This is a genomic window from Halomonas sp., assembly GCF_031581305.1.
In the GTDB taxonomy this organism is placed as follows: Bacteria; Pseudomonadota; Gammaproteobacteria; order Pseudomonadales; family Halomonadaceae; genus Halomonas.
On record NZ_JAVLBC010000062.1, the window covers coordinates 1 to 14,990 of the forward strand.

Here is a 14,990-nt window from a genome sequence, read left to right on the forward strand (position 1 = left end):
ATGGTGGGCGCGTGCCACCGCCAGGTCGCGGGCATGGTAGCGCAGGCCGTCCTGCTGCTTGTAGGAGCCGTCGTGCTCCTCGTCGACGATGATCACCCCGGGGCGGGCCAGGGGGGTGAAGATGGCCGAGCGGGTTCCCAGCACGATGGGCGCCCGGCCGCTGGCGGCGGCCTCCCAGGCATCGAGGCGCTCATGATCGGTGAGTCCCGAGTGCAGGGCCACCACCGGCGCCTGGAATCGACGGCGGAAGCGGGCAAGGGTCTGGGGCGTCAGGCCGATCTCGGGGACCAGCACCAGGGCCTGGCGATGGTGGCCGATGACCGCCTCGATGAGTTGCAGGTAGACCTCGGTCTTGCCGCTGCCGGTGATGCCATGCAGCAGGCAGGGGTGAAAATCGTCGAGCCGCTCGTGGATGGCGGCCAGCGCCACGGCCTGCTCTCGGTTGAGGGGCAGGGCGGGTTCCGCGAGTCGTGGGTCGCCCTCGGCCGCCGGCGAGGCGGCAAGGGGCTCTTCATGACGGGCCACCAGGCCCTTGTCGACCAGGGCGCGCAGCTGGTCGCGGCTAAACGACTGGGCGAGGATCGCCTGACTGACCAGCCCGTGGGGATGCTGGCGCAGCATGCTCAGCAGCTCGACCTGGCGGGGGGCTCGGGACAGGCCCGGCGGGGCCTCCTGGTGGCCGGCGGGGGTCACGCACCAGCGCTCGCGGGTACGGGCCTCGAGCGCCCGGCCCTGGCGCAGCAGCCCCGGCATTGCCTGGTGCAGGGTGTCGCCGAGGGCGTGCTGGTAGTAGCGGGCGGCGAAGCGGCACAGCCACAGCCAGTCGGCTGGCAGCGGAGCCTCGTCGAGGCAGCCCGCCACCGGCCTGAGGCTCGAGAGCGGCAGTTCGCTTTCGTCGCGGCACTCCACCACCACGCCGACGACCTCTCGGCGGCCGAAGGGTACTTGCACCCGCAGGCCGGGCTGCCAGCCGCCTGGGGGGGACGCACGGCAGGGGCGGTAGTCGAACAGCCGGCGCAGCGGCGAGGGCACGGCAACGCCCAGTACGCGTGGCACGGGCGGGCAGGGGGAGTCGGGCAATTGGCCTCCGGCGTCGGCTCTGCTAGAATGCTTCGCCGCTGCGGACACACTGAGTGCGTGGCGGCAACCGGTTCGCATCTACAGACAACCCGTATGCGGTGCCTGGCAGAAGATCAGGTGGCGGCATACAGCTTCATGAGGCTCAAGATGAAACAAGGTATCCACCCGGATTACAAGATGGTCACCGCGACCTGTTCCTGCGGCGCCACCTTTGAGGTCGGCACTACCGCCGATCACGACTTCTCCCTGGACGTCTGCTCCCAGTGCCACCCCTTCTACACCGGCAAGCAGAAGCAGGCGACCACCGGTGGTCGCGTCGAGCGCTTCAACAAGCGCTTCGGTGCCGCCATCAAGCGCTGAGCCGCCCGGCACATCGTAGCATTGAGAAACCCGCCCATCGTGGCGGGTTTCTTTCTGTCCGACTGCCTGTCGTTTGTCGGCCTTGGAGGATAACAAAAGCATTATGGCTGGGGGTTATCCATAATTATCGGCAACTAGTCGTCAACGTCTTCAAACGAGCGTACAACAGGGTGGGATGTCTGGTGAGTTGAGGGCGTCGGGCTTTTTGTATAGGCTAGCCGACCTCCCACTGTTTACCGGATCCTCTCAGCATGACAGACGCGAAGAAGAAGGCGGCGCTGGACTACCACGCGAAACCCATTCCCGGAAAGCTGTCGGTGGAGCTCACCAAGCCCACCGCCACCGCCCGGGACCTCTCCTTGGCCTACAGCCCGGGCGTGGCGGAGCCGGTTCGCGAGATTGCTAATGACCCGGAGAATGCCTACCTCTATACCGGCAAGGGCAACCTGGTGGCAGTGATCTCCGACGGTAGCGCCATCCTCGGTCTCGGTAATCTTGGGCCAATGGCCAGCAAGCCGGTGATGGAAGGCAAGGGGGTGCTGTTCAAGCGCTTCGCCGGCATCAATTCGGTGGATATCGAGGTCAATGCCGAGAGCCCTCAGGCCTTCATCGACACCGTGGCGCGCATCGCCGATACCTGGGGCGGCATCAACCTCGAGGACATCAAGGCCCCCGAGTGCTTCGAAATCGAGCAGGCGCTGGTCGAGCAGTGCAGCATCCCGGTGTTCCATGATGATCAGCATGGTACGGCCATTGTCACTGCCGCGGGCATGCTCAATGCGCTGGATATCGCCGGCAAGTCGCTGGGCAACGCGCGTATCGTCTGCCTGGGAGCCGGCGCCGCAGCTATCGCCTGCATGAAGCTGCTGGTCGCCTGCGGAGCGCATCCCGAGAATATCGTGATGCTTGACCGCAAGGGGGTGATCCATAGCGGTCGCGAGGACCTGAACCAGTACAAGGCAATGTTCGCCGTGGAGACCGACAAGCGGACCCTGGGTGATGCCATCGAAGGGGCCGACGTCTTCGTCGGCCTCTCCGGCCCGGGACTGATGAGTGCCGACCATATCCGCAGCATGGCTCCCAATCCAGTGGTCTTCGCCTGCACCAATCCCGACCCGGAGATCCACCCCGACGTGGCCCGGGAGGCGCGTCCGGACGTGATCATGGCCACCGGCCGTTCCGACTACCCCAACCAGGTCAACAACGTGCTGGGCTTTCCCTTCCTCTTCCGCGGGGCGCTCGACGTGCGCGCCACTCGCATCAACGAGGAGATGAAGGTTGCCGCCGTCCACGCCCTCAAGGACCTCGCTCGCGAGCCGGTGCCAAAGGAGGTGCTGGAGGCCTATGAGATGGACGAGATGCGTTTTGGGCCGGAGTACATCATTCCCACTCCCGTGGACATCCGTCTGCTCGACCGGATCTCCTCGGCGGTGGCCCAGGCGGCGGTGGACTCCGGGGTGGCGCGCAAGCCCTATCCCTCCCACTATCCGTTGAAGACCGTAGATGACGTTTACGGTGGTTAAGCTTTAGCGCCTTCACTGTGCCACGACAACGCCGGCCTCATGGCCGGCGTTGTCGTGTGTGCAATAGGGGATGTTGTGTAACCGAGGATGTGGTGGTCGGGCGGCATCTCCACCGCCCGTTGCAGGTGACGTTCTAGAAGATAGCCTCGTAGGCACCGGTGCCCTGAGAACCGCTCTCGCGCTCGATCTCACGCTCGACGCGACGCGGTTGGAAGTCGGGCAGATGGTCGGCCATGAACAGCTCCTCGATACCGCCGCCCTGGCCATCGCGCAGCAGGCGCCCGGTGTCGGGATCGACCCGCTCGGTGACCACGCCCTCCGGCCGCTCGGGCCAGCGCTCTGGCTGCCCCTCCAGGGCCTGGCCCATGAACTCCATCCAGATCGGCAGGGCGGCCTGAGAACCGTACTCGGCGGTGGAGGAGTTGTCATCCTTGCCCACCCAGGCGGTGGAGACCAGGTCGCTGTTGAAGCCGGCGAACCAGGCATCGCGCTGGTCGTTGGTGGTGCCGGTCTTGCCGACGATGTCGCCACGGTTCAGTTCCAGGGCCTTGCGGGCGGTGCCACGCTCGACCACGTCGCGCAGCATGTCGCGCAGGATATAGACGGCGGCGGGGTCGGCCACCCGGGGGGCCACCTCGTAGGTCTCGCCATCGATCTCGACCATCGTCTGGTCCTCGGGGCAGTCGCGGCAGGCGACGCGTGGTGCGGCCTCGTCGATGACCGAGGTGTCGTTGCCGCGGGCCACCCGGTCGATGAACCAGGGGGATACCTTGAAGCCGCCGTTGGCCAGTACCGCGTAGGCGTTGGTCATCTCCAGGGGGGTCAGGCTGGCACTGCCCAGCGCCAGGGAGAGGCCGCGCGGCAGCTGGTCGGGGTCGAAGCCGAACCCCTCGAGGAAGTCGATGGTGCGATCCAGTCCCAGGGACTGCAGCACGCGGATGGTGATGAGGTTGCGCGACCTTGCCAGGCCCAGCCTGATCCGGGTCGGGCCGAGGAAGTCGCCGCTGGAGTTGGAGGGACGCCACAGCTCGTCGCTGCCGTCCTGCATCACCACCGGGGCATCGTTGACCACGCTCGCCGGGTTCATCTCGCCGCTGTTGATCGCCGCCAGGTAGACGAAGGGCTTGAAGATCGAGCCGGACTGGCGGCGGGCCTGGGTGGCACGGTTGAACTTGCTGGCATCGAAGTCGAAGCCGCCCTGGAGAGCGAGGATGGCCCCAGTGTCGGGGTCCATCGCCACCAGCGAGCCTTCGACGTCGGGACGCTGGGAAAGGCGCCAGCTACCGTCGTCCCGCTGCAGGATGCGCACCAGGTCGCCACGGCTGGCGATCTCGCCGGCTGCGCCCGGGGCCGCTCCCCGGCTCTTGGCACTGCGATAGGGGCGCGCCCACTCCAGGCCGGCCCAGTCGAGGGTATGCAGCTCGCCCCCGCGGGCCAGCACTCGCATTTCACGGCCTTCGCTTTCGACCACGATGGCCGGCTTCAGGGGGCCATAGGCGGGGGTGCGCTCGAGCACCTGCAGCCAATTGCTGACATCGCCTTCGATGCCCTCGATCTCGGTCTGACTTCGCTCGGCGGCGCGGCGGGCAGTCTGCATGATCTCGGGCGACTCGGCGAGCTCCTCCTCAAGACCCTCGCGGTCGGTGCGTTCCTGGGCTTCTGCCAGGCTGCGCGGAATGTCGGTCTGCTCGGGGCCACGCCACCCGTGGCGGGTATCATACGTGATCAGGCCGCCGGCCAGGGCCTGTCCTGCCAGCGGCTGCAGCTCGCTGTCCAGGGTCGTATGGATGCGATACCCGCCGGTGTAGGCCCGGTCGCCGTAACGCTCCACGGCGATCTGCCGAGCCATCTCGGCGACGTAGTCGGCCTCCACCTCGAGTTGGGTAAGGTGGCGCCGCGCGGTAACGGGGGCCTGAACGGCTTCATCATAGGCCGGCTGGTCGATGATATTGAGCTCCCGCATGCGGAACAGGATCCAGTTGCGGCGGATCAGCGCCCGCTCGGCGTTGGCCAGCGGGTTGAAGGCAGAGGGCGCCTTGGGCAGTCCGGCGATCATTGCTGTCTCCGCCAAGGTCAGCTCGGCCAGCGGCCGATCGTAGTAGACCTCCGCGGCGGCGGCGATGCCGTAGGCGCGGTTGCCTAGATAGATCTTGTTGACGTAGAGCTCGAGGATCTCCTCCTTGGAGAGTATCTGCTCCATCTGCAGCGCCAGGAGGATCTCACGGATCTTGCGGGTGAAGGTCCGGTCCAGGGTGAGCAAATAGTTGCGCGCCACCTGCATGGTGATGGTCGAGCCCCCGGACTGGATGTCGCCACCGCTGGCTACCAGTTCCACGGCGGCGCGCGCCAGGCCCTTGGGATCGACACCACGGTGGTCGAAGTAGGTGGCATCCTCGGCGGCCAGCAGGGCTCCGATGAGTGGCTCGGGAATCTCGTCATACTCCACCGGGGTGCGGCGCTCCTCCCCGAACTCGCCGATCAGCTTGCCGTCGCGCGTGAAGATGCGCAGCGGGGTCTGCAGCTCGAAGTCCTGCAACTGGCGCACATCGGGCAGACCGGGGGCAAAGTAGAGCGCGGCACCCACTACGCCCAGTACCCCGGCGGTGGAAAGTGATATCAGCAGCCAGAGGACGGAGGCAACCAGGGTTCTGAGTAACTTCATGAAAACGCGGTATCCATGCTGGGAACGGGGCGAAGTGATCACGATGAAAGTGGCTTTACCTTGCGGCTGCCATTATAGGAAGCCGGGGAGATGGCCACCAGCGTTGACACGTGGCGACACCGACATTCGTGTGTGATCCGGCAATATCATGTAATTTTCGATTACGGATCGGGTATGATGAATGTTGCGCCTTCCGCCCCGGATCGGAGTGGATAATCATAATGAGCGGCACGCCGCATGGATCAGCCAGGGGCATGACTCAAGATGCGACTGAGAGCATCCGGCAAGGGACTGGTCGGTGTCGATATCACTTCGGCAACCGTCAAGGTTATCGAACTCAAGCGCGCTGGTAGCCACTACCAGGTTGAAAGCTACGCCGTACGGCCTCTGCGTGAAGGCGCCGTGATCGAGCGGCGTATCCGTGACATGTCGGCTGTGGTGGACGCGCTCAAGCGTGCCGTGGATCATGCCCGACCGGGCTCGCGTAACGCCGCTGTGGCTGTGCCAGCGAGTGCCGCCATCACCAAGTCCCTCACTCTGCCTGCCTCCTTGAATGACGATGAGATCGAGGCGCGCATCCAGCTCGAATCAGACAAGCATATCCCCTTTCCGTTCAGCGAAGTCGCCTTCGATTTCCAGCGGCTGGGCCTCAACTCGCGCTATGGCGATCAGCAGGACGTCCTACTGGTCGCCTGTCGCCAGCAGGACGTCAATCAGTTGACCGAGGCGGTGATGCAGGCCGGGCTCACCCCGGTGGCCGTGGATGTCGAGACCTTCGCCATGGAGCGCACCTTCCAGGAACTCCGCCACCAGCTGCCCGCGGCCGATGGCGAGCAGGAGTGCGTGGCCCTGGTAGACATCGGCGCCACCATGAATGCCTTCCACGTGCTGCGCGAGGGGCGCGTCACCTACAGCCGCGATACCGTGTTCGGTGGCCGTCAGCTGACCGACGAGATTCGCAACCGCTATGGGCTGACTCTCGAGGAGGCGGGCCTGGCCAAGAAACGCGGCGGCCTTCCCGACGACTACCAGCGCAGCGTGCTGGACCCCTTCCTCGATACCCTGGTTCAGCAGGTGGGGCGTTCATTGCAGCTCTATTATACCGCCGGTCGTAAGCAGGAGGTCCGGCGGATGATCCTGGCCGGTGGCACCAGCGTGCTGCCGGGGCTGGCGGAACGCCTGGCCGAGGAGAGCGGTATGGAGGTAGTGATCGCCAACCCCTTCCGTCGCATGAAGGTGAGTCCCCGCATCGATGTCCCGACCCTGACCGGTGATGCCCCGGCCATGCTCACTGCCTGCGGCCTGGCGATGAGGGTAGGCAAATGACCATCGAGATCAACCTGCTCCCCTGGCGGGAGGAATTGCGTGCCCGGCGCAGCAAGCGGTTCTACCTGGCGCTGGCGTTGATGGCGCTGATCGGCCTCGGTGCCGGTTATGGCATGACCTGGTATTACGAACAGCGGTTGAGTGCTCAGCAGGAGCGCAATCGGTTCGTCGAGGCCGAGACCAAGGAGCTGAATGTCGCCATCCGTGAGATCAGTGAGCTTGAGAGTATTCGGCAAACCATGGTGGCCCAGGTGGGGGTCTTCACGGAGCTTCAGGCGGGACGAGGTCAGACCGTTCACGTCTTCAACGACCTGGTGACCAGCCTCGTCGATGGTGTGCATTACACCCGGTTCAACCGCCAGGAGAACAGCCTGCAGTTGGCAGGGATGGCCGAAAATAACCGGCAAGTGTCCGATCAGCTGCGAGCGCTGGATGCTGCGACGTCTCTCACCCAGCCTGTGCTATCCGAGGTTGAGGCCGCACAGGAGGGGGAGCTGCGGCGTTTCAGCCTCAGCCTCGGTCAGCATATGCCGCCTGCTTCTGAGGATGTACCCGGAGGTAAGCCATGAACGTGAAAGACGAATGGCGTCGGCTACGGGCGATGGACTGGGGGGAGCTGGACATCAAGGAGTCCGGTGGCTGGCCCTTCCTGCTGCAGCTGATCTGCTGCTTGCTGGTGCTGGGGCTCACTCTCGCTGGCATGTACTGGTACCTGGCTGCTCCCAAGGCCGAGGAGCTGGATCAGGCCAGGACAGAAGAGGTCCGTATGATCAGGGATTACCAGAGCAAGGCAGCGCAAGCGGCGCGCCTGGATGTCATGCGTGAAGAGATGGCCGTCCTCGAGGAGCGCATGGGCCTGCTCAAGGAGATGCTGCCTACGGGCGCCGAGGTGCCGTCGCTGATCGATAACATCAGTGAAGCGGCTATCAGCAACCAGCTTTCCATCGACTTCATTCGTCTGCGTAGCCCCGTCACCCAAGAGTTCTATGTCGAGCAGCCATTCGATATCCGGGTGCGGGGGGGGTATCACCGCATCGCGGAATTCTTGGCAACTGTCGCCAGCCTGCCACGCATCGTCACCCAGCATGATCTGACGCTCGAGCCCCAAGAAGGCGCGGGTGGTCAGCAGTTGCAGCTATCCATGCTTGCCCGAACCTACCGTTATCGCCAATCGGACGAGGAGGAGGCACCGTGACCAGGTTGAACGGACGCCACGCACTTCTCGCCTTGGGCCTGGGTTTACTGGCTGCCTGTGCGGACCCTGAGCTCCGCAGCCTCGAGCAGGAGCTGGCCGAGGTCCGAACGGATCCGGGGGACGTTCCCCGGGTAGAGCTTCCGGAAATTCCGCAGGTTGACCGCGTGGTGTATTCGGGGCGTGATGCCAGGAGTCCCTTCGTGCCCCGGCGCATGCAGGATCAGCGTGAAGCCCCTCAGTCCAGTGAGCTCGCACCGTCGGCGGATCGTCCGCGAGAGCCGCTCGAGGCCTACGATCTCTCCGAGCTGGATCTGGTCGGAACCCTGACGGTGGACGGGGAGCCTTCGGCGCTGGTGCGGGGGCCGGATGGAAAGGTGTATCGGGTCAGGATCGGCGACTACATGGGCCTGGACCATGGGCGTATCGTGAGCATCACCGATGACTCTCTGGTACTGGTGGAGACTGTGCTCGAGAAAAACGCCTGGCAGGAGCGCACCAGGCAGATTGCCCTCGGCGAGGGTGAATAGAACCGTTCATGCCATGCCGCCGGGCTCGAGGCGGCAGAGCCCAGCAGGGGAAGGGAACAATGCAACCGATGATTCGTGGTCTCGCAATCGTGGCACTGCTGGCGGTCTCCACGGCCGCCGCGGCGGCCTCCACCCTTGCTGACCTGGATTTCCGCCAGGGCAGTGACGGGGCGCTGGAAGTGGATCTCGACTTCCGAGGTCCGATTCCCGAGGTGCGCGGCTATCGCCTCGACGCCCCGGCCCGACTGACCATCGACCTGATGGACACCGACAGCGCCTTGCAGCGCCGCCGCGAGGAGCTGGGCATCGGTGGGGTCGAGCGGGTCACGGTCCTGGAGGCCGGCTCGCGCACACGCCTGGTCTTCGAACTGGAAGGGCCCCTGCCCTATGACACCCGCCAGCAAGGCGACCGCCTGCGTCTCTCCATCGGCGGCGGGGCCGGCCAGCCGCCGGCGGCCACGACCGCCTCGACCACGGCCTCCTCCTCGACCACCGCCGCCCCGGCGAGCCCGAGCCGCGACACCGCTTCGGCCTACGACGAGCCGAGCATCCAGGACATCGACTTCCGCCGCGGCGACGGCGGGGCCGGGCGACTGGTGGTGACCTTCGATCGCGCCGGGGTGGATGCTCGGGTGCGCGAGAGCGGCCGCAATCGCATCGTTGCCGAGCTGCGCGGTGTCGATCTACCAGCCTCGCTGGACCAGGTCTACGACGTCAGCGACTTCGGCACGCCGCTCGAGCGCGTCACGCCGCGGGTCGGCCGTGACAGCGTGACCCTGGACATCGAGGGTAGTGGCAGCTTCGCCATGCTCTCTACCCAGAGCGGCCGCCAGCTGACCATCGAGGCCCAGCCGGTCACCCAGGCGGAGCGCGAGGAGCGCGTCCGCGAGCAGTTCCCCTACACCGGCGAGCGCATCACCCTGAACTTTCAGGACATCGAAGTGCGCTCGGTACTGGCAATCATTGCCGACTTCACCGGCCTCAACCTGGTGGCCAGCGACAGCGTGACCGGCCGCGTCACGCTCAACCTGCAGGACGTGCCCTGGGACCAGGCCCTGGACCTGGTATTGAAGAGCCACGGCCTGGCCAGTCGCCAGGAGGGTAACGTTATCGTCGTGGCCCCGGCCTCGGAGCTTGCCCAGCGTGAGCAGATCGAGCTCCAGGCGCGCGAGCAGCTCGAGACCCTGGCCCCGCTGGAGTCCGAATATATCCAGATGAAGTATGCCAAGGCCGAGGACATGGCCCGTCTGCTGCGCGGCGAGGAAGGTTTCGGCCTGCTGTCGGAGCGGGGCAAGGTGGCCGTGGATGCCCGTACCAATACCCTCTTGATTCAGGATACCGCCGACAAGATCGATTCCATCCTCGCAACGTTTGAGACACTTGATGTGGCGGTGCGTCAGGTGCAGATAGAGGCACGAATCGTTATCGCCCGCGACAGTGCCACCCGCGAGCTGGGGGTGAATTGGGGGCTTTCATCACCTAGAGGTGGTGGTCGGCTCGATCTAGGCGGGGCCTCGTCGGGCAGTCCGACCGCGACCTACGGCGATGACTTCAGCGGTCAGCGAGAGTCTCGAGGTGAGTTTACAGGACGCTATGACGACCCGAGCGGTGAGGTCTTTCGGCGCGGTGGCTTGGCCGTGGATATGGGGAATTCTGCCACTGCGAATACCGCTTTCAGCTTCGGCTATCTCTCCGGTGATATCCTGCTCGACCTTGAGCTGCGCGCCCTGGAGAGCGAGGGCAAGAGTCAGACCATCTCCCAGCCCCGGGTGATCACCGCCAACCAGCGCACTGCAGTGATCAAGCAGGGTACCGAGATTCCTTATCAGGAAGCGACGTCCAGTGGGGCAACCGATACCGAGTTCAAGGATGCTGTGCTGTCGCTGGAGGTGACGCCGCAGATCACTCCGGACAATCGCATCATCATGGATCTGGTGATCAACAACGATACCGTGGGTGAGCTCTTCAATGGTGTGCCCTCCATCGACACCAACGAGATCACCACCCAGGTGTTGGTGGACAACGGCGAGACGGTGGTGCTCGGCGGCATCCTCAAGACTGACGAGGTTCGTAGCCTGTTCAAGACCCCCTTCCTGGGCGACCTTCCGGTGCTGGGGAACCTCTTCCGCTATACCGAGAACACCAATGATAAGGTAGAGTTGTTGGTATTCATCACGCCCCGAATACTGGACGACAACCTGGCCATTCGCTGATGCAGGCACTTCCCAACCTGATACTGGTCGGTCCCATGGGGGCCGGCAAGAGCACCATCGGCCGCCTTCTGGCGGCCGAACTGTCACGCGAGTTCTACGACAGCGACCATGAGATCCAGGCGCGCTGCGGCGCCGACATCCCATGGATTTTCGACGTCGAGGGCGAGGCGGGCTTCCGCGACCGCGAGACCCAGATGATCCGCGAACTGACTCGCCGTGAAGGCGTGGTCATCGCCACCGGTGGCGGTGCCGTGCTGCGCGAGGAGAACCGCCGGTTGTTACGCGAGAGCGGTACCGTCGTCTATCTGCTCACCACCGTGGAGCAGCAGCTGCGGCGTACCGCCAAGGATCGCAACCGGCCGCTGCTGCAGCGCGGTGACCGCGAGCAGCTGCTGCGCGACATGTTCGCACGGCGTGATCCCCTGTACCGTGCCACCGCCGATCTGGTGGTACGCACGGATCGGCGCGGCCCGCGCGCCGTGGTTAACGAGATCGTGCGGCGCGTAACGCGCCTGGTCGATCCCCTGCAATGCAAGGCCTGACGTCATGAGCAACTCCTCGAATGGCCCGTGCACCCTCGAGGTGGCGCTGGGCGAGCGCAGCTATCCCATCCACATCGGCCCCGGGCTGCTCGGCGACCCTCAGTGGCTTTCGCCGCACCTGGCAGGCCGCCAGGTCATGGTGGTCACCAACGAGACCGTGGCGCCGCTCTACCTGGCGCGCCTCAGGCAGGGGCTTGCCGCCGACCTCGAGATTCGCGAGTTGGTCCTGCCCGACGGTGAGGTCACCAAGACAGTGGCCAGCGTCGAGCGGATCTGGGATGCCCTGCTGGCGGCCGGCTTCAATCGTCGTTGCACCCTCATCGCCCTGGGCGGCGGAGTGATCGGCGACATGGTCGGCTTCGCCGCGGCCTGCTACCAGCGCGGCGTGGCCTTCGTGCAGGTGCCGACCACACTGCTCGCCCAGGTCGACTCCTCGGTGGGTGGCAAGACGGGGGTGAACCATCCGCGGGGCAAGAACATGATCGGCGCCTTCTGGCAGCCGCGGGCGGTGCTGGTCGATACCGACACCCTGGCAACGCTGCCGCCGCGGGAGCTTTCGGCAGGGCTCGCCGAGGTGATCAAGTACGGGCTGATCCGTGATGCCGATTTCCTGGCCTGGCTGGAAGCGGAGATGAGCGCGCTGCGTGGCCTCGATGCCGCCGCCCTGACCCGGGCCATCGAGCGCAGCTGTACCCTCAAGGCACAGATCGTCGCCGAGGACGAGACAGAGCAGGGCGTGCGGGCATTGCTCAACCTGGGCCATACCTTTGGCCACGCCATCGAGGCCCACCAGGGCTACGGCAACTGGTTGCACGGCGAGGCCGTGGGCGCCGGCATGCTGATGGCCGCCGAGCTCTCCTGCCGGCTGGGCTGGCTGAGCGACGCGGAGGTGGCGCGTACCCGGGCGATCATCGAGGCCGCGGACTTGCCCCTGGCCGCCCCGGCCAACATGGGCGTGGAGGACTTCCTCGCCATCATGCGCCTCGACAAGAAGAATCTCGACAGCCGCCTGCGCCTGATCCTGTTGCGCACCCTGGGCGAGGCCTGCATCCATGATGAGACGCCGCCCGAGACCCTGGCCGCCCTGCTTGAGGCCTTTCCTCGCCGCTGACGCCAGCCCCCCCCTTCTCGTGCTTGCCGACGCCCGCCTCGAGCGGGCGTCGTCGTGTCCTGAGGTGTGAGGCCGTCGCCACGCTCTCTGGCTACAAGGATATGCATGGCTCATACCGGATCGGCATGGGGAAATGACAAGCTTGCCGACCAAAGTCTAAGGTGTTTTCTGCTGCGTTGTATAATCGTTGTTGGTGTTTGCAAGCTATTGAGTTATCGGGTTTTTCCCGATTTCAGTTGTTGCAAGTAACGGATTTGTCGATGGTTTTGCGCGGCGTGATGGGGGCGAAATATTGCGCGTCGGGGGGGTTCTGGCTATGCTGGGCGGCCTTTTGTCGAGCAGTCGTGCGGCCGTTTTTGGCGCAGCATGGAAAAAGGAAAACCCCAAAAAATAACATGTGATGACTGCTAAAGAAACCCTTCAACCCGAGGCACGCCCATGAACAGAGGTCTTCATCAGCCCGGCGAGTTCCGCGACAACTGCGGATTCGGCCTGATCGCCCACATGGAGGGCCAGGCCAGTCACGACCTGCTCAAGACTGCCATCGAGTCCCTGACCTGCATGACCCACCGTGGCGGTATCGCGGCGGATGGCAAGACCGGCGATGGCTGCGGGCTGCTGCTCCAGATGCCGGACGCCTTCATGCGGGAGGCGGCCCGTGAGGCCCTGGGCGTCGCCCTGGGCGAGCACTACGCCGTGGGCGTGGTCTTCCTGCCCGACGATGACGCCCGCGAGGCCCGCGGCCGCGAGACCCTGGTCGCCGAACTCGAGGCGCGTGGCCTGCAGGTGGCGGGCTGGCGCGACGTGCCGGTGGATGCCAGCGTCTGCGGGCCCATGGCACTCGACTGCCTGCCGCGGATCCGTCAGCTGTTCGTCGAGCCGGGGGGCGACGAAGTCGGACATTTTGATGTGGACCTCTTCATGGCCCGTCGCCGCGCCGAGGAGAAACTACGCGACGACGAGGACTTCTATGTCTGCTCGCTCTCCCGCGAGGTCGTCTCCTACAAGGGGCTGATGATGCCGGTGGATCTGCCGGCCTTCTATCCTGACCTGGGCGACGAGCGTCTGGAGACCGCAATCTGCGTCTTCCACCAGCGCTTTTCCACTAACACCGCGCCGCGTTGGCCGCTGGCCCAGCCGTTCCGGCTGCTTGCCCATAACGGCGAGATCAATACCGTGGAGGCCAACCGGGGCTGGGCCAATTCGCGCAAGGAGAACTTCGTCAACGAACGGCTGCCCGAGATCGTCGGGCTCGACGAGATCGTCAATACCACCGGGTCGGACTCCTCGAGCATGGACAACATGCTCGAAGTGCTGCTTACCGGTGGCATGGAGCTCCATCGTGCGGTGCGCATGATGGTGCCGCCGGCCTGGCAGAACGTGGAGCTGATGGACGGCGACCTGCGCGCCTTCTACGAGTACAACTCCATGCACATGGAGCCCTGGGACGGCCCCGCCGGAGTGGTCATGACCGACGGCCGCCAGGCCGTCTGCATGCTCGACCGCAACGGGCTGCGTCCGGCCCGCTGGGTGATCACTAAAAACGGCTACATCACTCTGGCTTCGGAGATCGGTACCTACGGCTATAAACCCGAGGACGTGGTGGCCAAGGGGCGCGTCGGCCCGGGCCAGATACTCGCCGTGGACACCGAGACTGGCGAGGTACTGCACACGTCCGACATCGACGAGCGCCTCAAGTCCGCCTATCCCTACAAGCGTTGGCTGAAGCAAGAGGCGCAGTATCTGGAGTCAGCGCTGACCGAGCTCGCCAGCTTCCAGAACATGGATCCCGAGGCGCTGCTCACTCAGCAGAAGATGTTCCAGGTCAGCTTCGAGGAGCGCGACCAGGTGCTGCGTCCGCTGGCCGAGAGCGGCCAGGAGGCCGTGGGCTCCATGGGCGACGACACCCCCATGGCGGTGCTCTCCGCCAAGCAGCGCCTGCTCACCGACTACTTCCGCCAGAAATTCGCCCAGGTCACCAACCCGGCCATCGACCCGCTGCGCGAGGCGATCGTGATGTCGCTGGAGACCTGCATCGGCGCCGAGCTCAACGTCTTCAAGGCGACGCCGGAGCACGCTCATCGCATCATCCTGACCACGCCGATCCTCTCGCCGCGCAAGTTCGCCGCCCTGGTCAACCAGGACGATCCGGCCTTCGCCAGCCACACCCTGTCGCTGGGCTATGATCCTCAGGAGACCGGCCTCAAGGGTGCGATCCATGAACTCTGTCGCCAGGCCGAACAAGCGGTCAACGACGGCAGGGTGATCCTGGTGCTCAGTGATGCCGAGCTGGGCAAGGGACTGGTGCCCATTCATGCGGCGCTGGCCGTGGGCGCAGTGCACCATCACCTGGGGCGCCTGGCTCTGCGGCCACGCTGTAATATCGTGGTGGAGACCGGTTATGCCCGCGATGCTCACCAGATGGCGGTGCTCTTCGGCGTCGGCGCCACG

At 65.2% G+C, this 14,990-nt stretch carries 12 protein-coding genes; 10 read left to right on the forward strand and 2 right to left on the reverse strand.

The genetic code is table 11. The features are described from left to right. On the reverse strand, positions 1 to 1,080 hold a 1,080-nt coding region (locus RI841_RS07125), incomplete at its 3' end, for a DEAD/DEAH box helicase (RefSeq protein ID WP_310704899.1). Between the two features lie 147 nt (positions 1,081 to 1,227). Between RI841_RS07125 and rpmE the strand changes: the two genes are divergently transcribed. Then, a complete protein-coding gene (gene rpmE / locus RI841_RS07130; protein WP_310704900.1) occupies positions 1,228 to 1,440 on the forward strand; it encodes a 50S ribosomal protein L31 in 213 nt (70 codons plus the stop codon). A gap of 251 nt (positions 1,441 to 1,691) precedes the next feature. Next, on the forward strand, positions 1,692 to 2,963 hold the full coding sequence (locus RI841_RS07135) for a malic enzyme-like NAD(P)-binding protein (protein WP_310704901.1): 1,272 nt from the start codon (positions 1,692 to 1,694) through the stop codon (positions 2,961 to 2,963). Positions 2,964 to 3,096: 133 nt separating this feature from the next. Here the strand turns inward: RI841_RS07135 and RI841_RS07140 are convergent, their stop codons facing one another. Continuing rightward, entirely contained in the window at positions 3,097 to 5,625 is a 2,529-nt protein-coding gene (locus RI841_RS07140; RefSeq protein ID WP_310704902.1) for a penicillin-binding protein 1A, read from the reverse strand. 264 nt (positions 5,626 to 5,889) lie between these two features. Between RI841_RS07140 and pilM the strand changes: the two genes are divergently transcribed. The 8 genes from pilM to gltB form a co-directional block, all read left to right on the forward strand. Beyond that, entirely contained in the window at positions 5,890 to 6,951 is a 1,062-nt protein-coding gene (gene pilM, locus RI841_RS07145; protein WP_310704903.1) for a type IV pilus assembly protein PilM, read from the forward strand. Then, positions 6,948 to 7,520 (forward strand): PilN domain-containing protein, encoded by a 573-nt coding sequence (locus RI841_RS07150; RefSeq protein WP_310704904.1) that lies wholly within the window; start codon positions 6,948 to 6,950, stop codon positions 7,518 to 7,520. The genes pilM and RI841_RS07150 overlap by 4 nt, the downstream gene beginning before the upstream one ends. Then, positions 7,517 to 8,146: a type 4a pilus biogenesis protein PilO gene (locus RI841_RS07155; protein WP_310704905.1), complete on the forward strand. Its 630-nt coding sequence runs from the start codon at positions 7,517 to 7,519 to the stop codon at positions 8,144 to 8,146. Before RI841_RS07150 ends, RI841_RS07155 begins: the two co-directional genes overlap by 4 nt. Next, positions 8,143 to 8,673: a pilus assembly protein PilP gene (locus RI841_RS07160; RefSeq protein ID WP_310704906.1), complete on the forward strand. Its 531-nt coding sequence runs from the start codon at positions 8,143 to 8,145 to the stop codon at positions 8,671 to 8,673. Before RI841_RS07155 ends, RI841_RS07160 begins: the two co-directional genes overlap by 4 nt. A 59-nt stretch (positions 8,674 to 8,732) precedes the next feature. Then, a complete protein-coding gene (pilQ, locus tag RI841_RS07165) occupies positions 8,733 to 10,886 on the forward strand; it encodes a type IV pilus secretin PilQ (RefSeq protein ID WP_310704907.1) in 2,154 nt (717 codons plus the stop codon). After that, positions 10,886 to 11,428: a shikimate kinase AroK gene (gene aroK, locus RI841_RS07170; protein ID WP_310704908.1), complete on the forward strand. Its 543-nt coding sequence runs from the start codon at positions 10,886 to 10,888 to the stop codon at positions 11,426 to 11,428. Before pilQ ends, aroK begins: the two co-directional genes overlap by 1 nt. A gap of 4 nt (positions 11,429 to 11,432) precedes the next feature. Further along, on the forward strand, positions 11,433 to 12,539 hold the full coding sequence (gene aroB / locus RI841_RS07175; RefSeq protein WP_310704909.1) for a 3-dehydroquinate synthase: 1,107 nt from the start codon (positions 11,433 to 11,435) through the stop codon (positions 12,537 to 12,539). 438 nt (positions 12,540 to 12,977) lie between these two features. Beyond that, positions 12,978 to 14,990 (forward strand): glutamate synthase large subunit (gene gltB / locus RI841_RS07180; protein ID WP_310704910.1); only part of this gene is annotated, 2,013 nt, incomplete at its 3' end.